This is a genomic window from Methylobacillus sp. DLP286, assembly GCF_056636515.1.
In genome coordinates this window covers 54957-73177 of the sequence record NZ_CM153145.1, presented here as the reverse complement: position 1 = coordinate 73177, position 18221 = coordinate 54957, and the positions used below count along the sequence as shown (strand labels likewise).

The 18221-nt window shown below is 59.2% G+C and carries 16 protein-coding genes; 7 read left to right on the top strand and 9 right to left on the bottom strand.

All coding sequences use genetic code 11. The features are described 5' to 3' along the window. Window positions 1-22 precede the first annotated feature (22 nt). From rsmD to ACWXTG_RS00375, 3 genes are read right to left on the bottom strand one after another with little or no spacing between them, the layout of a single operon-like run. Window positions 23-580 (bottom strand): 16S rRNA (guanine(966)-N(2))-methyltransferase RsmD, encoded by a 558-nt coding sequence (gene rsmD, locus ACWXTG_RS00385; RefSeq protein WP_480220329.1) that lies wholly within the window; start codon window positions 578-580, stop codon window positions 23-25. After that, entirely contained in the window at window positions 567-1907 is a 1341-nt protein-coding gene (locus ACWXTG_RS00380) for a M16 family metallopeptidase (protein ID WP_480220328.1), read from the bottom strand. The genes rsmD and ACWXTG_RS00380 overlap by 14 nt, the downstream gene beginning before the upstream one ends. After that, a complete protein-coding gene (locus tag ACWXTG_RS00375) occupies window positions 1897-3219 on the bottom strand; it encodes a M16 family metallopeptidase (protein WP_480221249.1) in 1323 nt (440 codons plus the stop codon). Before ACWXTG_RS00375 ends, ACWXTG_RS00380 begins: the two co-directional genes overlap by 11 nt. Before the next feature lie 347 nt (window positions 3220-3566). Here ACWXTG_RS00375 and ftsY point away from each other — a divergent pair, with 347 nt between their 5' ends. Genes ftsY through ACWXTG_RS00355 form a run of 4 tightly spaced genes read left to right on the top strand, consistent with a single transcriptional unit; the run spans window position 3567 to window position 7268 of the window. Then, on the top strand, window positions 3567-4577 hold the full coding sequence (gene ftsY / locus ACWXTG_RS00370; RefSeq protein ID WP_407994370.1) for a signal recognition particle-docking protein FtsY: 1011 nt from the start codon (window positions 3567-3569) through the stop codon (window positions 4575-4577). 49 nt (window positions 4578-4626) lie between these two features. Beyond that, on the top strand, window positions 4627-5283 hold the full coding sequence (gene ftsE / locus ACWXTG_RS00365; protein ID WP_407994371.1) for a cell division ATP-binding protein FtsE: 657 nt from the start codon (window positions 4627-4629) through the stop codon (window positions 5281-5283). Continuing rightward, the gene (ftsX, locus tag ACWXTG_RS00360; protein WP_480220327.1) at window positions 5280-6179 is read left to right on the top strand and encodes a permease-like cell division protein FtsX; all 900 of its coding nucleotides are present in this window, start codon (window positions 5280-5282) and stop codon (window positions 6177-6179) included. The genes ftsE and ftsX overlap by 4 nt, the downstream gene beginning before the upstream one ends. Before the next feature lie 30 nt (window positions 6180-6209). Then, window positions 6210-7268, top strand: a complete 1059-nt coding sequence (locus ACWXTG_RS00355) for a hypothetical protein (protein WP_457136360.1) — start codon at window positions 6210-6212, stop codon at window positions 7266-7268. Here the strand turns inward: ACWXTG_RS00355 and ACWXTG_RS00350 are convergent. From ACWXTG_RS00350 to ACWXTG_RS00335, 4 genes are all read right to left on the bottom strand, one after another. Beyond that, window positions 7265-7855, bottom strand: a complete 591-nt coding sequence (locus ACWXTG_RS00350; protein WP_480220326.1) for a PEP-CTERM sorting domain-containing protein — start codon at window positions 7853-7855, stop codon at window positions 7265-7267. The genes ACWXTG_RS00355 and ACWXTG_RS00350 overlap by 4 nt on opposite strands. Before the next feature lie 242 nt (window positions 7856-8097). Next, window positions 8098-8874 carry a ferredoxin--NADP reductase gene (locus ACWXTG_RS00345; protein WP_309564666.1) on the bottom strand — a complete coding sequence of 259 codons (777 nt, stop codon included), beginning with the start codon at window positions 8872-8874 and terminating at the stop codon, window positions 8098-8100. A 29-nt stretch (window positions 8875-8903) separates the two neighbouring features. After that, a complete protein-coding gene (locus ACWXTG_RS00340; protein WP_480220325.1) occupies window positions 8904-9833 on the bottom strand; it encodes an electron transfer flavoprotein subunit alpha/FixB family protein in 930 nt (309 codons plus the stop codon). Further along, the gene (locus tag ACWXTG_RS00335; RefSeq protein ID WP_480220324.1) at window positions 9833-10579 is read right to left on the bottom strand and encodes an electron transfer flavoprotein subunit beta/FixA family protein; all 747 of its coding nucleotides are present in this window, start codon (window positions 10577-10579) and stop codon (window positions 9833-9835) included. The genes ACWXTG_RS00340 and ACWXTG_RS00335 overlap by 1 nt, the downstream gene beginning before the upstream one ends. 113 nt (window positions 10580-10692) lie before the next feature. Here ACWXTG_RS00335 and ACWXTG_RS00330 point away from each other — a divergent pair, with 113 nt between their 5' ends. Both ACWXTG_RS00330 and ACWXTG_RS00325 read left to right on the top strand, forming a co-directional pair. Next, complete coding sequence (locus ACWXTG_RS00330) at window positions 10693-11619, top strand: LysR family transcriptional regulator (protein WP_309564663.1); 927 nt, start codon at window positions 10693-10695, stop codon at window positions 11617-11619. Between the two features lie 10 nt (window positions 11620-11629). Beyond that, the gene (locus ACWXTG_RS00325) at window positions 11630-13279 is read left to right on the top strand and encodes an electron transfer flavoprotein-ubiquinone oxidoreductase (protein WP_480220323.1); all 1650 of its coding nucleotides are present in this window, start codon (window positions 11630-11632) and stop codon (window positions 13277-13279) included. 752 nt (window positions 13280-14031) lie between these two features. On the opposite strand, the gene serA is transcribed toward ACWXTG_RS00325, so the two are convergent. Continuing rightward, the gene (gene serA, locus ACWXTG_RS00320) at window positions 14032-15264 is read right to left on the bottom strand and encodes a phosphoglycerate dehydrogenase (RefSeq protein WP_309564661.1); all 1233 of its coding nucleotides are present in this window, start codon (window positions 15262-15264) and stop codon (window positions 14032-14034) included. 234 nt (window positions 15265-15498) lie between these two features. On the opposite strand from serA, the gene ACWXTG_RS00315 reads away from it, so the two are divergent. Beyond that, the gene (locus tag ACWXTG_RS00315) at window positions 15499-16908 is read left to right on the top strand and encodes an FAD-binding oxidoreductase (RefSeq protein ID WP_480220322.1); all 1410 of its coding nucleotides are present in this window, start codon (window positions 15499-15501) and stop codon (window positions 16906-16908) included. Here ACWXTG_RS00315 and ACWXTG_RS00310 read toward each other — a convergent pair. Further along, window positions 16877-18160 carry an MFS transporter gene (locus ACWXTG_RS00310; protein WP_480220321.1) on the bottom strand — a complete coding sequence of 428 codons (1284 nt, stop codon included), beginning with the start codon at window positions 18158-18160 and terminating at the stop codon, window positions 16877-16879. The genes ACWXTG_RS00315 and ACWXTG_RS00310 overlap by 32 nt on opposite strands. Between the last annotated feature and the right edge of the window lie 61 nt (window positions 18161-18221).

The window sequence follows — 18221 nt, the reverse complement described above, 5'->3', positions numbered from 1 at the left end:
GGCGAAGCAGGCAAGCTGCCTGTCAATCGGTTGATCTGTCTGCCAATTTTAACAGGTGATAGAAAACATTGCCCGCCTTGCCATGCTTGACGACCTGCCACGGCGGCTCGTCATCGAGGGCGAACTCGGCCTCCACATAGACCAATCCGCCCTCAGCCAGGTGGCTTGGGAGATGGGGCAGAAGCTTGGGCAGCCAACCCTGCTGGTAGGGCGGGTCAAGGAAGATCACGTCGAAGCGTTCGCGGTTCTGCGCCAGGAACTGCACGGCATCCTGCTGCAATATGCGTGCGGCGCCTGCCTTGAGCAGGGACTGGTTCTGCTGCAAAGACTTCGCGGCAGGCGCGGATTTCTCCACCAGCACCACCGCGCTGGCGCCGCGCGACAATGCCTCGAACCCCATCGCGCCGGTGCCGGCAAACAGGTCGAGGCAGCGCCGCCCATGCATATCCTGGCCCAGCCAATTGAACACGGTCTGGCGCACGCGATCTGGCGTAGGCCGCAAGCCCGGCGCATCCGGGAAGCTCAATAGGCGGCTGCGCCATTCGCCGCCGCTGATGCGTACGCGGTTACTTGCCGCCACTCTCGGTACCGCCTACCACCACCGTCACCAGTTTGCCGGGGTCGATACGGCGGCTGAACGCATCCTTGACCTGGGCCGCCGTCACCGCTTCTACCTTGGCGTTGAATTCATCCAGGTAATTCAATGGCAGTTTGTAGAAACCGATCACGGCCAGGTAGTCGAGGATTTTGCTGTTGCTGTCGATACGCAACGGGAACCCGCCGATGATGTTCTGCTTGGCGGCCTTGAGCTCCGCCTCGGTCACGCCCTTGCTGATGAAGTTCGCCAGGGTTTCGCGCACCAGCTTGAGCGCATCCTCGGCCTGGTCGCGCTTGGTCTGCAGGCCGATCTGGAACTGCCCGAGCTGCTGCATCGGCATGAAATAGCTGTAGACGCTGTACACCAGCCCGCGCTTCTCGCGCACTTCCTCGGTCAAGCGCGAAACGAAACCGCCGCCGCCCAGAATGTAATTGCCGACATAGAGGGCGAAATAATCAGGGTCGCCGCGCTTGTTGCCAGGATAGCCCAGCATGATGTGGGATTGGCTTGCCGGGTGCGCGATACGGCGCTCCACCGCCGCCTGCGGATAAGCCACCTCGGGCAGGGCTGCAGCGGCAGGACTGTCCGGCAAGCCCGCGGAAATGCGCTCGGCGATCGCACGCGCCTGCTCCGGCGTCATGTCGCCCATCAAGGCGATCACGGCGTTTTTAGCGCCGTAATACTGGCGGTGGAACTGTTGCAGGTCCGCCTGAGTGAGCGCATTCACCGACTCGGGCTCGCCCTCTTCTTCCACGGCATAGGGATGGTTGCCGTACAAGGCCTTGAGGAAGGTGCGGTTGGCAATGCTCGCAGGCTGGGTCGCAGCTTCCTTGAGGCCGGCAATGATCCGGGCTTTTTCACGCTTGAGCGTTGCCTCGGGGAAATCCGGCTGATGCAGGATTTTCGTATAGATATCCAGCGCCGTCTTTTGCTCGCGCTCGCTGCTCAGGGTGCGCAGCTTGAGCGCCGCCCTGTCCGCATCGAGCTCTCCGCCGAGTATCGCGCCGACATCGGCCATGCCGTTGGAAATCTGCTGGTCGGTCAGGCCGCCAGCCCCCAAGGTCATGAGATAGCGGGTAATACCCGCCAGGCCCGGCTTGCCGCCGTCGCGGGCGCTGCCTGCGGCAAAATTGGTGCTGATGTCGATGATAGGCAGGTCATGGTTCTCGACGAAATAGACCGCGCTGCCGTTGCCGGTCTGCCAGTGCTGGATGTTGAGGGCGGCCTGTGCATGGAGGGCGGACAGCAGCCCGGCTGCAATGACGAGCGCCTGCTGCGCGCGCCGGACACAAGAAAGATTAATGCGCATGTGGCTTGCCTTTTGGTTTTGCATTGGGGTCAATCGGTTGTGGGTCCAGGGTCGCAACCGTCATGCTGTCCCTGACCAGGTACTTGCGGGCGACATCCTGCACCTGCTGCGGCGTCACCGCCTTCAGTTTGGCAGGGTAGCTTTTCAGCGTGCGCCATGAGAAACCGGTGGTTTCCAGGCGGCCGATCTGCATGGCCTGGTAGAACACGGAATCGCGCTGGTACACGTCCGCCGCAATCACCTGCGCCTTGACGCGTTGCAGCTCCTCATCGGTCACCCCTTCCTGCTTGATACGCTCCACTTCGTTCAGCAGGGCGGCCTCCAGTTCGGCCACGGTCTTGCCTTCGCTGGGCGTGCCTTCCAGTTCGAACAGCCCGACCTGCCCGCGCTGGATCAGGTCATAACCGGCGCCCACGTCCACTGCCAGCTGCTGTTGGCGCACCAGGTTCTGGTTGAGCCGTGCCGAGGCGTTGCCGTCCAGCACGCCGGCGAGGATTTCAAGCGCGTACGGCTCCCAGTCCTTGTCCGCATCCTGCAATACCGGCACATGGAAGCCCAGGCGCACGTAAGGCAGTTCGGCAGGCACCTTCACCACGGTACGGCGCTCGCCGATCTGCTGAGGCTCGAGCTGCGGCTTGCGCGCGGGCAATGCATGCGGCTTGATGGCGCCAAAATGCTGCTTGGCCAGCTTGAGCACGCCCTGCGGATCGACATCGCCCACCACGACCAGGATGGCATTGCTCGGCGTGTACCAAGTCTGGTACCACTCGCGGGCATCCTCCACGGTCATGTTCTCGAGGTCGTTCATCCAGCCGACGATGGGGCGGCCGTAAGGATGGGCCTGGTAGGCGACCGCATTGAACTGTTCGTTGAGCATGCCTTGCGGCTTGTCATCGGTACGCCAGCGGCGCTCCTCCATCACCACCTTGATTTCCTTGGAGAATTCCTCCTTGGTCAGCTGTAGGTTGGCCATGCGGTCGGCTTCCAGCTTGATCGCCAACGGCAATTGCGATTTTTCCAGCTGCTGGTAATAGGCTGTATAGTCGGTGCCGGTGAAGGCGTTCTCGCGCCCGCCTGCAGCGGCGATCAATCGCGAGAACTGTCCTGGCGGCACGGCCTTGGTGCCCTTGAACATCATGTGCTCCAGCACGTGCGCGACGCCGGTCTTGCCGTTGACTTCGTCCACGCTGCCGGCGCGGTACCAAACTTGCGACACCACCACCGGCGCCCGGTGGTCCTCCTGCACGATCACCCGCATGCCGTTGTCGAGCTTGAACTCGTGCGTATCTGCTGCCTGGGCTGCGATCGGCATCAACGCCAGCGCGAGCCACACTCCTCGAATAAACACCTTGCGATTCTCCTTTAGCCGCATTATTCATGCATTATAGCGGTAGTGCCCGATTGCCTGCACCAATGCGCTTGCCTGGCCGCACCTGTGGCGACATGCCATGCAACGATGCTCTGACACAGCCATTTCAACATTAGTTCTTAGAGCCTGTTCACGATCTTTTCATAGGGCAGGTATATGCATGCGATATATGGCAGTAATGTTGCCGATAGGTAAAAATACCTGAAGATATGGTCAGAATAACCAGTTTGAGCCGCTGCAAGCGCCTTGTTTTGCTTTAAAATATCCGCTTACCGCTAAAAACACATTTCATGTTCGATTTCTTCAAAAAAGACAAAAATCCGCCTGCCGCAACTCCCGAACCGGAGAACATAGCGCCGGCAACGCCCCAGGTCCCCACCCAGGAAAAGCCGACCCTGAGCTGGACGGAGCGTTTGAAGCGCGGCCTAGCCAAGACCCGCAGCCAATTGGGCCTGCAACTGGCCAGCCTGTTCGGCGGCGGCAAGATTGACGAGGACGTCTACGAGGAACTGGAAACCATCCTCCTGACCTCGGACGTCGGCATCGCCGCCACCCAGACCTTGCTTGAGCAGATACGCACCCGCGTCAAGCGCCAGAACCTCAACGACACCACCCAGCTGAAGGAAGCGCTCAAGCAATCCTTGCTGGAACTGCTCGCACCTTTGGAAAAGCCGCTGGATACCGCCACCGCGCAACCTTTCGTCATCATGCTGGCCGGCGTCAATGGCGCAGGCAAGACCACCACTATCGGCAAGCTTGCTAACCTATTCCAGGCGCAAGGCAAATCGGTGCTGATCGCGGCGGGCGATACCTTCCGCGCCGCGGCACGCGAGCAATTGCAGGCCTGGGGCGAGCGCAACAACGTGCATGTCATCGCGCAGGAAAGCGGCGATCCCGCTGCCGTGATCTTCGACGCCGTCAACTCGGCCAAGGCGCGCGGCATCGATATCGTGCTGGCAGACACCGCGGGGCGCCTGCCGACCCAGCTCAACCTCATGGAGGAGATCCGCAAAGTGCAGCGCGTCATCGACAAAGCGTTGCCCGGCGCGCCGCATGAAATCCTGCTAGTACTCGACTCCAACACCGGGCAGAACGCCGTCACCCAGGTCAAGGCGTTCGATGATGCTCTGGGCGTCACCGGCCTTGTGCTGAGCAAGCTGGACGGCACCGCCAAGGGCGGCGTGATCGCGGCGATCGCCCAATCGCGCCCCGTGCCCATCCGCTACATCGGCGTGGGCGAATCCATTGACGACCTGCGCCCGTTCAAGGCCAGCGAGTTCATAGAGGCATTATTCGAATAATGCGCTACTTGAATCACATGCATTGCTCGAATAAGGAAACCACTCGCGCATGATACGTTTCGACCAGGTCAACAAGCGTTACCGCGGCAGCGACGAGATCTTGCGCCATGTGACTTTCGAGATCGCGGCAGGCGAGCTGGTGTTCGTTACCGGGCATTCAGGCGCAGGCAAGAGCACCCTGCTCAAACTGATGGCCGGGATCGAGCGCCCGACCAGCGGCACCGTGCTCATCGGCAACCAGAACATCAGCAAGCTGCGCCCGCGCATGCTCCCCTACCTGCGCCGCAAGTTCGGCCTGGTGTTCCAGGACCACAAACTGCTCTACGACCGCAATTGCTTCGAGAACGTCGCCCTGCCGCTCTACATCAACGGCATTACCGGCCAGGAGGCCGCCAAGCGCATCCGCGCGGCGCTCGACAAGGTTGGCCTGCTTTCCAAGGAGAAGGCCATCCCCGTGACGCTGTCAGGCGGGGAACAACAGCGCCTCGCCATCGCCCGCGCCGTAGTCAGCCGCCCGGCCATCCTCATTGCCGACGAGCCCACAGGCAATCTCGACGAGGAATATGCCACCGATATCATGAAGCTGTTTAGCGCCTTTCAGCAGGTAGGCGCCACTGTCATCATCGCTACTCATGATGCGCACAGCATCCAGAACATCCCGGCGAAAGTCCTGCACCTCGACCACGGAAAGCTCTCGGTATCATGAAACACTGGATCAACCAGCACACCCAGGTCTGGCGCCTCGTCCTGTCGCGCATCATGCGCAACAAGCTTTCCACCCTCATGATCTGGAGCGTCATCGGCATCGCGCTGAGCCTGCCCGCCATCCTGTATGTCGTGATCGACAACCTCAACCAACTGGCAGGCGGGGTCAGGAACGAGCCGCAGATCAGCGTCTTCATGAGACTGGATGCCGAGGCGGCCGCGGTTCAGGAACTCAAGCAAAAACTGCAACAGCACCCGGGCGTTGCAAAACAGCAATTCGTCAGCAAGGAAGCGGCCTGGCAGGAAATGCAGCAAGAACAGGACGTCGCGAGCCAGCTGGCAAAGAACCCCTTGCCCGATGCCTTCTTTATCGAACCCAAGGACCACTCGCCCGACGGCATCGCCCGCTTGCAGCATGAAATCGAGGGCCTGCCTGGCGTAGAGCACGTGCTGGCGGACGCCGACTGGGCTAAACGCCTCTATGCGCTGCTGCAATTGGGCAAGAAAGCGGTATGGGTGCTCTCCGGCCTGCTCGGGTTTGCACTGGTGGCGATTATCGGCAATACCATACGCCTGCAGATTGCCACCCAGCGCGAAGAAATCGAAGTCAGCAAACTGATAGGCGCCACCGACGGCTTCATCCGCCGCCCCTTCCTCTACGCTGGCACGCTGTACGGCCTCGGCGGCAGCCTGCTTGCGCTGGGGTTCGTCAACGGCATTCTTACAATCTTTAACCTCTCGGTGGCAGATTTGGCAGAACTTTATGGCAGCAGCTTCATCTTAGTGTTACCTGGCTGGGAAATCAGCCTGGGAGTAATCGCATGCGCTGTGGTGCTGGGTTGGCTGGGTTCCTATATTGCCGTCAACCGCTCACTGGCGCGCCTCAACCCCAACTAACCAACCTAAGAACCCCGGACTGAATTTACCGTGGCTGCACCGCGCCTGTTTCGCCATCTCAATGCATTGATCGCGAGCCGTTTCGGCAAGGCGCCCACTCAGCCGGACCCTTCCGACCTCCCCTGGCAATCGCCGGCCGACCGGGAGCAATACATCGAATTCCGCATCAGCCGCCGCACGCTGTATGCGTTGATATTTTCCCTGATATTGCACTTGATCCTGTTCTTCGGCTTTATCATGCCGACGATGGACCAAGGGGAAGAGTCCGAGCAGGATGGCGGGCAAAAAGAGCTGGTCGTGAGCCTGGCACAGCCGGAGAAAAAACCGCAACCCGAAATGGCGCCGCCGCCAGCTGCTGCGCCCCCGCCTCCGCCGCCTGCCGCCAGCAAACCCACGCCCAGGCAGCCCAAGCAAAGCAAACCCACGCCTCCCGTCGTGACCGGCAAGAGCAAGCCCCTGCCCCAGCCCGAGCAAAAACCGGCTCCCCGACCTGAGCCGCAGCCTGCCCCGACGCCAGCGCCTCCGCGCCCGCAGGAGCCCGACCCCTCGCAATATTCTGACATGTCTTCCTATATGGCCGCCATGCGCGAATACCGCCGCGCCACGGACAACAACTATGCCGCGATGATGGAAAACCAGCGCGCCCAGCGCGAATCCGGCAGCCGCTCGCTGTCTGATGAAGAAAAGCGCGATGAAACTATCAAGAAAAACCTGTCCTCGGGTGCCAGCGGCGTCTTCCGCATCCTCAGCATGAGCAACTACACTTCAACCTTTGAATTCCGTGGCTGGATCAACGATTTCAGCACCGCCAAGCGCGAGGTATTCCAGATCGAGGCCAAGGCGGGCGAAGACATCCAGCGCGCCACCGTGCGCAAGATGATAGAACTGATCCGCCGCCACTACTCAGGGGACTTCAACTGGGAATCAAGGCAGATGGGCCGCGTGGTGGTATTGTCCGCGCGCATGGAAGACAGCGCCGGCCTGGAGGACTTCCTGATCAAGGAATTCTTCGGCGATGGCGACATGCGCTACCTGGACATGCAGCGCCGCAGGCCACCGCCTGGACCGCCTAGGTATCCGGTGCCTTAACGCTGCCAAGCAGCTTGGCGGCGGCGTGCGAAAAGCAATATCAAACCAAGAGATAGCAACGCGACACTAGACGGTTCAGGGACTGGTAAAGTGGCTGGTCCAAATCCAGCCAGCATTGCTTCCGGCGATAACGGAATCCATAATTCATCTTGAAATTGCTTGTCGTATGTCGTCAAGATAGTGAGACCAGCAAGCGCAGGTGCATATTGCGATACATAGCTTAGTAAAATTGCTCCGGTATCAGCCTTTTCATTTGTTCTGTTCCAATAGGCTACAGGCAACAACGCTTCGTCGTCGTAACCGATCGCCACAGACCAATTTTCTGGCATCACCGCCTGCTCAAGCGACCAATCACCAAAATAAGGCAGCTTCAAACTAGCGACAGCCTGTGTAGAAAGCGCGAACGCATAATTCCACCCGTCCTCATTTTTGAATGGGATAAGTTGGAATAGGCTGGGCCTGATATGTACAGGAAACTCAGCAATGGGACCTATCTCTATCACCTCTACAGGATAGATACCCTCTGTATTGCAGCCCCCATCAGCACATAAAGTCACACCTGCATGGGAAAAAGTAGAAGCCAACATAGCGCCGATCCAGATCAGAACGGCAATCAATGCTTTCTAGTGTTTCATTGAGAACTATTTTTCTAGTTTATGAGTTGCTCATTCAATCACCATCAAATGAAAGAATAATGACTCTGCTCATAGTCCAATCACTCAATCCCTCCGCTTCTTTTGCATATGTGGGCGCCAGATTGCGCTCAATAAAAAAGCTGGCATATTGCTATGCCAGCTTTTCATAAAACGACAACTGCTTACCTTGAGAATTACTTCTCGGCAAACGCCCGCTCGATCACGTAATCCCCGACATCACCAATGCGCTCCGACACCTTGAGCCCTGCAGCGTCGAGAATCTTGCAGGTATCGACCAGCATTTGCGGGCTGCCGCACAGCATGGCGCGGTCGGTCTCGGGGTTGAGCGGCGGCAAGCCGATGTCCTGGAACAGCTTGCCGTTTTCCATGAGATCGGTCAGGCGGCCCTGGTTGCGGAACTCTTCGCGGGTCACGGTGGGATAGTAGATCAGCTGGTTCTTGACCTGTTCGCCAAAGAATTCGTTTTCCGGCAATTCCTTGGTGATGAACTCTTCGTAAGCTAGGTCGTTGATGCGGCGTACGCCGTGCACCAGGATCACTTTCTCGAAACGTTCGTAGATTTCAGGGTCCTGGATCAGGCACATGAACGGTGCCAGGCCAGTGCCGGTGGAGAGCAGGTAAAGGTGCTTGCCGGGCTTCAGGTCGGACAGCAGCAACGTGCCGGTCGGCTTGCGGCTGACCAGCAATTCATCGCCCACCTTCAGGTGCTGCAGGCGGGAAGTCAGGGGGCCGTTCGGCACCTTGATACTGAAGAACTCGAGGTTTTCCGCGTAGTTGGGGCTGGCGATACTGTAAGCGCGCATCAGCGGCTTGCCGTCTACCTGCAGGCCGATCATCACGAACTGGCCGTTCTCGAAACGCAGGGATTCGTTGCGGGTGGTGGTAAAGCTGAACAGGCTGTCGTTCCAGTGCTTAACGCTCAATACTTTCTCGGAATTAAATGCGCTCATTGATATTCGATTCTCTTTAAAATTTTTGGTTACTTGCTCAAGGCGGCGGTCAGCTCGGGCACGGCGTCAAACAGGTTGGCGACCAGGCCGTAATCCGCATGCTGGAAGATAGGCGCATCGGGATCGTGGTTGATCGCGACAATGATCTTGCTGTCCTTCATGCCGGCTAAGTGCTGCATCGCGCCGGAAATGCCGATTGCGAAATACAGTTCGGGCGCCACGATGGTGCCGGTCTGCCCGACTTGGATGTCGTTGGGGGCGAAACCGGCATCGACTGCGGCACGGGTTGCGCCCAATGCGCCGCCGAAGCGGTGCGCCAGCGGCTCGAGCAGTTCGTTGAAGCGCTCGGCCAGGCTGCGGCCGCCGGAAACCACGACGCGCGCGGAAGACAGTTCAGGACGGTCGGACACGGTCTTGTCCTCCTTGATCCAGCGGCTGAGGCCGGCACTCGCTGGCACGTTCACTGCCGTCACTTCCGCATTGGCGCCGTTTGCAGCAGCGGCAAAGGAAGTTGCGCGGATGGTCACCACCTGGATGGCGTCGCTGCTTTCGACGGTGGAAAGCACGTTGCCTGCGTAGATCGGGCGCACATAAGTCGCCGGCGCGGTAATGCTCACCGCATCGGAAATCATCGCTACGTCGAGCAAAGCGGCAACGCGCGGCAATACGCTCTTGCTGAATGCGGTATGCGCGGAAAGGATGACCTTATAGTCAGCACCCAGTTGCACCAGCAAGGCGGCTACGTCTTCAGCCAGCGGATGCTCGAAATGCGCTGCCTCTGCATGCAGCACCTTGGCGACGCCGGCGATTTCGCTGGCTTCCTTGGCCAGGGCTGCGCTATTGGAGCCGGTGACCAGGACGTGGACCGGGAGTTGCCATGCGCCAGCGGCGCTGACTGCCTGGCGGGTGGATTGCTTGATATGTTTGCCGTCGTGTTCGGCCAGAATCAGGATGCTCATTACAGGACTTCCGCAAGACGTAGGTTTTCAACGAGTTCAGCCACATTCGCCACCTTGATGCCGGGCTTGCGCGGCTCAGGGTCGGCAACCTTGAGTTGCTTGAGGCGCGGGGCGATATCGATGCCGAGGTCGGCCGCCTTGATGTTGTCGATCGGCTTTTTCTTCGCCATCATCATCGCTGGCAGCTTGATGAAGCGCGGCTCGTTCAGGCGCAGGTCGGTGGTGACCACCGCAGGCAGCTTGAGCGCCACCACGTCGGTGCCGCCGTCGATTTCGCGCGTGACTTCGATTTCATCGCCCTTGACCTCGATCACGGAGGCAAAGGTGCCTTGGCCTGCGTTGATCAATGCGGCGAGCATCTGGCCGGTCTGGCCCAGGTCGTCGTCGATGGCCTGCTTGCCGAGGATGATGAGGCGAGGTTGCTCGCGCTCCACCACGGCCTTGAGCAGCTTGGCGACGCCCAATGGCTGCAGTTCGGCGTCAGTCTCGACCAGCACCACCCGGTCGGCGCCCATCGCCAATGCATGGCGCAGGGTATCCTGGCTATTGGCCTTGCCGATGGTCACGGCCACTACTTCGGTCGCAATGCCGCGCTCCTTCAGGCGCACCGCTTCTTCCACGGCGATTTCGTCGAACGGGTTAATGCCCATCTTGACGCCGGCGATATCGACATCGGAGCCATCCTGCTTCACGCGGGGCTTGATGTTGTAATCCACCACATGCTTTACAGCAACTAAGACTTTCATATTGTGATCCCACTCCATCATTTGCCGCACATTTTAATCAGCGGTAAAATATCTGTTAAATCAATTATCACTATATCACATATCTATCACATCGATATGAGAATCATTCTCAGGTGAAGCACACCTTACGACAACTCGAAGTATTCGTTGCCATTGCACGCCTGGAGAATGTGTCACGAGCGGCCGAGGATTTGTCATTGTCGCAATCCGCCGCCAGTACTGCACTTGCCGAACTGGAACGACAGTTTGACTGCAAACTGTTTGACCGCATGGGTAAAGTGCTGAAACTCAACGAACTAGGCCGTAGCCTGCTGCCAATGGCAGCCGCCGTGCTGGACCGCGCCGCTGAAATAGAGAGCATTTTACAGGGAAAATCCGCCTTTGGCTTGCTAAAAGTCGGCGCCACGCTGACGATAGGCAACTACCTCGCCACCCTGCTGATCGGCTCGTTCATGAAGCAGCACCGGGATTGCCAAGTGCAATTGCATGTGCAGAACACCAACTCCATCATGCAGCAGGTGGCGATGTACGATCTCGACCTCGGCCTGATCGAAGGCAATTGCCACCACCCCGACCTGCAGGTCGAACCGTGGATCGAAGACGAGCTGACCGTATTCTGCTCGCCGCAGCACCCTCTCGCCAAACAGAGCAGCGCCAGCCTGGAGGCCATTCTTGCCGAAAGCTGGGTGTTGCGCGAGCAAGGCTCGGGCACACGCGAGACGTTCGACTACGCCTTGCGCCACCATCACAGCCGCCTGCACGTGCGCATGGTGCTGGAGCATACCGAGGCCATCAAGCGCGCCGTGGAATCCGGCATCGGCCTGGGCTGCATTTCCCGCCTCGCGCTCAAGGACGATATCGCGCGCGGCAACCTGGTAGCGCTGGCGACGCCCGAGCTCGACCTGAAACGCCAGTTCATGTTCGTCTGGCACAAGAAGAAATACCAGACCGCCGCCGTGCGCGAATTCCTCAACCATTGTCGGCTGCTGACCCGCGACGTGCGGCGCAGCGACGAAATCAACATACCGTATATTCCATGAAAGTTTTAGCATGCAACGCGATGTAATGAATTATGACGTACTGATCGTCGGCGCAGGCCCGTCCGGGCTTTCCGCCGCGATCCGCATCAAGCAACTGGCGCTGGAGCAGGAACGCGAAATCAACGTCTGCGTGCTGGAAAAAGGTGCCGAGGTAGGCGCGCATATCCTCTCGGGCGCCGTGATCGACCCGATCGCCCTCAATGAATTGATTCCCGACTGGAAGGAAAAAGGCGCCCCGCTCCATACCCCCGTCACTGACGACCAGTTCCTGGTACTTGGCAAGGAAAAAAGCTTCAACATCCCAACCAAGCTTATGCCGCCGCTCATGAACAACCACGGCAACTACATCGTCAGCCTGGGCGACGTCTGCCGCTGGCTGGGCGAGCAGGCCGAAGCGCTGGGCGTGGAAATCTACCCCGGATTCAGCGCTGCCGAGGTGATCTACGACGAAGCCGGCGTGGTGCAGGGCGTCATCACCGGCGACATGGGCCGTGACAAGGAAGGCAACGAGAAGCCGGGCTTTGCGCTGGGCATGGAACTGCGCGCGCACTACACCCTGTTTGCCGAAGGCGCGCGCGGCTCGCTCACCAAGGACCTCACTGAGCATTTCCAGTTGCGCGCCCTGTCCGAGCCGCAGAAGTTCGGCATCGGCTTCAAGGAAATCTGGCAGATCGAGCCGGAAAAATCCAAGCCCGGCCTGGTGATGCACTCGCAAGGCTGGCCGCTGGACAACAGCACGGGCGGCGGCTCCTTCATCTACCACCTCAAGGAAAACACCGTAGCCATCGGATTCGTGGTGCACCTCAACTACAGCAACCCGCACCTGAGCCCGTTCGACGAATTCCAGCGCTTCAAGACCCACCCCGCCATCCGCCCGCTGCTGGAAGGCGGCAAGCGCCTGAGCTACGGCGCCCGCGCGCTGACCGAAGGCGGCCTGCAATCCATCCCTCGCCTGGCCTTCCCCGGCGGCTTGCTGATCGGCTGCACCGCCGGTTTCATGAACGTGCCGCGCATCAAGGGTTCGCACAATGCCATGAAGTCGGGCATGCTCGCGGCAGAAGCCGTGGTGGACGCCTTGGCGCAGGAAACATTCGGCGCCACGCTGGAAAACTACCCGGAAAAAGTCCGCAACTCGTGGATATGGAAAGACCTGCAGGCTGTGCGCAACGTCAAGCCCGCCCTCTCGCGCTTAGGCAACATCCTGGGCAGCATCTACGGCGGAATGGAAATGTGGCTGGCCTCGTTCGGGATCACCACGCCATGGACGCTCAAACACGGCAAGGCCGACCATGAAACCCTGAAGCCCGCAGCCACCAGCCCAAAAATCGCCTATCCCAAGCCTGACGGCGTGGTGAGCTTCGACAAACTCTCCTCGGTCTATCTCACCAACGTCATGCATGAAGAAGACCAGCCCTGCCACCTGGTGCTGCGCGACCAGAGCATCCCGGTCGACATCAACCTGCCGCAGTACGACGCGCCAGAACAGCGCTATTGCCCGGCCGGGGTCTATGAAATCGTCACCAACGAGGGCAATCCGAGATTGCAAATCAATGCGTCCAATTGCATCCACTGCAAGACCTGCGATATCAAGGACCCGTTGCAAAACATCAACTGGCGTACGCCGGAAGGTGGCGGCGGGCCAAACTACGTCAGCATGTAAAAAATCCAACAAAACCAAGGGCGAGCGCAGCGATGCCAAGTGTGGGTTTGACGTTGCTCCCCGTCTGACTGCGCCGAGTAGCGCAGCTTTTAATGGATTAAGGACTGGCGTCTGTCTGAGCGAAGCGAGTTCAGCCAGCCCCCATTAAAAGCGAGCAACGCAGGTTGCCCGGAACGAAGTTCCGGGTCGCAGACAATCGGGTCGCCTTTTCTTTGGTCCTGTTTCTTTTGGCGAGACAAAAGAAATGGACTCGCCCGGCGGGGCGAAACCCATCCTCTCGCTAATCGCAGTATTGATGTAGCCCGGCGCTCGTGAAGTTGAATTGGATTTGGATCCTTGGATCAGCGATGGTCTTAACCCTTATTGCAAGCCATTGAGCGGTTGCTTTTCGCTTGCCAGCGAGTCCCTTTATTTTGCTTCGCCAAAATAAAGGAACCAAACAAAAGGCGACCCCGGAGTCAGCGCCGGGAGCAAGCTCCCGGTTCCCTGCGTTGCTCAATCTGTCTGGGCGCTTGCTGAACTCGCTGCGCTCAAACAGACGCAAGCGCTTTTTCCAGACAGATTTCCGCTACTCGGCGCAGCCAAACGGGGAACCAACGTCAAACCCACACTTGGCATCGCTGCGCTCGCCCTTGGTTTTAAGAGGTGCGCACTCCACTGAACAACAAGCTAAAACCCCATAAACAACAAACCCCTGGCAAAAGCCAAGGATTCGCAAAATACTGCACGCTTGAAGCGCGCTGTTTCACAGCTTAATAGAGCACACGGGTGCGCAATGTTCCCTCAACCGTCTGCAACGCCTCGATCGCGGCATCTGAAGCCGAGGCTTCCACATCCATGATCATGTAGCCGATATCGCCCTTGGTCATCATGCTTTGCGCAGCGATGTTGATGTTGTTGCGCGCGAACAGGCTGTTCACGGCCGACAGCACGCCCGGCACGTTGCGGTGGATGTGCAACAGGCGGTGGGTGCCGGGCTGTTGCGGGATGGAGACTTCTGGGAAGTTCACGGCCGTAATCGTGGAGCCTGCGTCGGAATAACGCACGAATTTCTCACCGACCTCGATGCCGATATTGGCTTGCGCTTCCTGGGTCGAGCCGCCGATATGCGGGGTGAGGATGACGTTCTCGAACGGACGCAGCGGGGAGAGGAACTCTTCGTCATTGCTCTTGGGCTCAACGGGAAACACGTCGATCGCCGCCCCTGCCAAGTGTTTGGATTCGATCACCGTTGCCAACGCGTCGATATCCACGCAGGTGCCGCGGGCCGCATTGATGAAGATGCCGCCCTTCTTCATCTGCGCGAATTGCTCGGCGCGCATCATGTTCATGGTGGAAGGCAGTTCCGGCACGTGCAGGGAGACGACATCCGCCTGCGACAGCAGCTCTTCCATCGTGCCGACCTGGCGTGCGTTGCCCAACGGCAGCTTGGCGATCACGTCGAAGTAGATCACCTTCATACCCAGGCTTTCGGCCAGCACGGACAATTGCGAACCGATGGAACCGTAACCCACGATGCCCAATGTCTTGCCGCGCGCCTCGAACGAACCTTCTGCCGACTTGGTCCAGCCGCCCTTGTGTACCAGCGCATTCTTCTCGGGAATGCCGCGCAGCAGCAGGATGGTCTGCGCCAGCACCAGTTCCGCCACCGAGCGGGTATTGGAATAAGGCGCGTTGAATACCGGGATGCCGCGCTCCAGCGCGCCATCCAGGTCCACTTGGTTGGTGCCGATGCAGAAGCAGCCGATGGCGGTAAGCTTGTTGGCGGCATCAAGCACGCGGCTGGTGACCTGGGTGCGGGAACGAATGCCAAGGAAATGCACATCCTTGATCGCCTCGATCAGCGCGTCTTCGTCCAGCGCGGTCTTACGGTAATCGATGTTGCGGTAACCCGCGGCGTTCAACACGTCCACGGCGTTCTGGTGCACGCCTTCAAGCAGCAAAAAGCGGATCTTGTCTTTTGGCAGGGAAAGTTGTTGGGTCATTACGGCTCCGGTAAAAGGCCAAAAATCAGTGATCGTAGCATACCGGCAAACTTATTAAACCCCTATCAAATCAGGGATACGGCCCCCGTCGAGCGCAAATGCAGGCAGCACGGATAAAACTGAGATCGGGAATCAATATCAATTATAAAACTGCTAGAATAGCTGATTAGGTCGCTTGACCGTTGACTATTTTACATTGACGTTTTTAATGCCATTTTCACAGGTAAATGTTTGATGAATGCACCCGCCAGCCTTCCCTCCTCCCTTCTGGAACAATTGCAGACCATCGTAGGCGAACAACGCGTCAAGACCGATGAAGACAGCCTGAAAAGCTGGGGAGTGGATTGGACCAAGCATTTCGATCCCCGTCCATCCGCCATCGTCTTTCCCGGCAGCACCGAGGAAGTGCAGGCCATCGTCAAGCTGGCCAACCAATACAATATTCCCGTCACCCCGAGCGGCGGCCGTACCGGGCTTTCTGCCGGGGCAGTCGCCGCCAATGGCGAGATCGTCATCAGCCTGGACCGCATGAACAAGGTCTTGTCCTTCCTGCATGCCGACCGTTTGGTGCGCATACAGGCGGGCGTGGTCACCGAGCAATTGCAGCAATATGCCGAGCAACAGGGCCTTTACTATCCCGTGGACTTCGCCGCTGCCGGCTCAAGCCAGATGGGCGGCAACATCGGTACCAATGCCGGCGGCATCAAGGTGATCCACTACGGCATGACACGCGAATGGGTGCTGGGCCTGACCGTGGTCACCGGCAAGGGCGACATCCTGCGCCTCAACAAGGGCATGATCAAGAACGCCACCGGCTACGCGCTGCACCAATTGTTCATCGGCTCCGAGGGCACGCTGGGCATCGTCACCGAGGCCGAGATCAAGCTCACACGCGCGCCGCAGGACCTCAAGGTGCTGGTGCTGAGCGTGCCCGACTTTGCGGCGGTCATGCCCATCCTGCATGCGTTCCAGCAGCGCATCGACCTCACCGCATTCGAGTTCTTCAACCAGGTGGCGTTGGAAAAAGTCTTGGCCCACGGCCATGCGGCGCGCCCTTTCGAAACCGAATCCCCGCTATATGTGCTGCTCGAATTCGAGGGCCGCTTCGAGGCCGTGATCGACGACGCCATGCAGATATTCGAACATTGCATGGAACAAGGCTGGATACTCGACGGCGTCATGAGCCAGTCGCAAGCCCAGGCACAGGCGCTGTGGCATTTACGCGAAGGCATCTCCGAGACCATTGCGCCGTTCACGCCCTACAAGAACGACATCTCTGTGCTGATTACCCACGTGCCCGCGTTCATTGCCGACATCGACGCGATCGTGGCCGACAACTACCCGGACTTCGAAGTCTGCTGGTTCGGGCATATCGGCGACGGCAACCTGCACCTCAACATCCTCAAGCCGGCCGACCTGACCAAGGACGAGTTCTTCGAGAAATGCAAGGTGGTCAACCAGTTCGTCTTCGAGACCGTGCAGAAATACAACGGCTCGATTTCCGCCGAGCACGGCGTCGGCATGACCAAGAAAGACTACCTCGCATACACCCGCGACCCGGTCGAGATCGGCTATATGCGCGAACTGAAGAAGGTATTCGACCCAAATGGAATCATGAATCCGGGCAAGATCTTCGACCTGTAGCGCAACCCGGCTCAGCACGGGGCGCCTCCGGCATGTAGCGCCGCGCTGCGGCCCAGAACACCAACGCCAGCAAGCTGACCCCGGCTCCGAGGATGCACACGCCTTGCCAGCCTGCAGAAGCATATATGGCGGTCGTGCCGATCGCCCCCAGCCCGCTGCCGACCGCGTAGAACAGCATATAAAGCCCGACCAGCCGGCCATGCGCCTCCGGGCGGGTGCGCAGGATCATGCCCTGATTGGTGACATGCAGCGCCTGCCCGCCGATATCCAGCAGCACAATGCCGGTTACCAGCGCCCACAAAGACCACTCCATCAACGACAGCGGCCACCATGCCAGCAGCAATACCGCCAGCGCGGCGGCAGTGGTACGCTGGCCGAATCCACGGTCTGCCCATTGGCCGGCACGGGCAGCAGCCAGGGCGCCCGCTGCGCCTACCAGCCCGAAAGCGCCGATCACGGTATGGGAAAAACCATAAGGCGGCGCGCTCAACGGCAGCACCAGCGCAACCCAGAAGATATTGAAGGCAGCGAACATCAGCATCGCAAGCATGCCGCGAATCTGCAATACCCGCTCATCCCGCAGCAAAACCAGCATTGAAGCAATCAGGCGAGGGTAGCTCAAAGTACTAGATATACCAGGCAGCGCTGGCAGCCGCCGCCATAACGGCCACGCGAGTGCCAGCATCAACGCCGCGGAGCAGGCATACACCCCTCGCCAGCCGGCCAGGTCGCTGATGCCACCGGCAAATACGCGGGCCAGCAACAGGCCGATGAATACGCCGCTTTGCGCCGCGCCGACCACTCGCCCTTGCTCATGTGAAGCGGAGGCAGAAGCCGCGTAAGCAATCAGCCCTTGCGTCATTGCCGTGCCCAGCAAGCCGACGCCAAGCATGCCCGCAAACAGGACGATGACGGATTGCGCCAACGCCACCATGCCCAGCATCCCCACCAGCAATAGCAACTGCACGATCATGAGACGTCGGCGATCCACCCAGTCGCCCAACGGCACGAGGAACAGCAAAGCCAGGGCGCAGCCGACTTGCGTTGCGGTGACCACGCCGCCGACCGCCGCATGGATGATGCCGAATTCCAGGGCCAGCGCATCCAGCAGCGGCTGGGCATAATACACATTGGCTACGCTCAGCCCGCTGGCGATAGCGAATAGCAAGACCATGCTCGACGACATGCGCGCTGGCGGTTCCATCGTATTGCCATGGCGCATCGATGCGGGAATTAAGACAGGATGCTTCATTACCATCAATCTAGTTTCAAAATAAAACTCATTGAATGGTAGATAATCTAGTTTTAAAATG

What these genes read in the sequence shown, in the direction of transcription:
- ACWXTG_RS00335 (WP_480220324.1), bottom strand. Translation starts at nt 10,579, where the DNA reads ATGAAAGTCTTAGTTGCTGTAAAGCATGTGGTGGATTACAACATCAAG.
- ACWXTG_RS00345 (WP_309564666.1), bottom strand. Translation starts at nt 8,874, where the DNA reads ATGAGCGCATTTAATTCCGAGAAAGTATTGAGCGTTAAGCACTGGAAC.
- serA (WP_309564661.1), bottom strand. Translation starts at nt 15,264, where the DNA reads ATGACCCAACAACTTTCCCTGCCAAAAGACAAGATCCGCTTTTTGCTG.
- ftsE (WP_407994371.1), top strand. Translation starts at nt 4,627, where the DNA reads ATGATACGTTTCGACCAGGTCAACAAGCGTTACCGCGGCAGCGACGAG.
- ACWXTG_RS00380 (WP_480220328.1), bottom strand. Translation starts at nt 1,907, where the DNA reads ATGCGCATTAATCTTTCTTGTGTCCGGCGCGCGCAGCAGGCGCTCGTC.
- ACWXTG_RS00325 (WP_480220323.1), top strand. Translation starts at nt 11,630, where the DNA reads ATGCAACGCGATGTAATGAATTATGACGTACTGATCGTCGGCGCAGGC.
- ACWXTG_RS00315 (WP_480220322.1), top strand. Translation starts at nt 15,499, where the DNA reads ATGAATGCACCCGCCAGCCTTCCCTCCTCCCTTCTGGAACAATTGCAG.
- ACWXTG_RS00350 (WP_480220326.1), bottom strand. Translation starts at nt 7,855, where the DNA reads ATGTTGGCTTCTACTTTTTCCCATGCAGGTGTGACTTTATGTGCTGAT.
- ACWXTG_RS00375 (WP_480221249.1), bottom strand. Translation starts at nt 3,219, where the DNA reads ATGCCGATCGCAGCCCAGGCAGCAGATACGCACGAGTTCAAGCTCGAC.
- ftsY (WP_407994370.1), top strand. Translation starts at nt 3,567, where the DNA reads ATGTTCGATTTCTTCAAAAAAGACAAAAATCCGCCTGCCGCAACTCCC.
- ACWXTG_RS00310 (WP_480220321.1), bottom strand. Translation starts at nt 18,160, where the DNA reads ATGAAGCATCCTGTCTTAATTCCCGCATCGATGCGCCATGGCAATACG.
- ACWXTG_RS00340 (WP_480220325.1), bottom strand. Translation starts at nt 9,833, where the DNA reads ATGAGCATCCTGATTCTGGCCGAACACGACGGCAAACATATCAAGCAA.
- ftsX (WP_480220327.1), top strand. Translation starts at nt 5,280, where the DNA reads ATGAAACACTGGATCAACCAGCACACCCAGGTCTGGCGCCTCGTCCTG.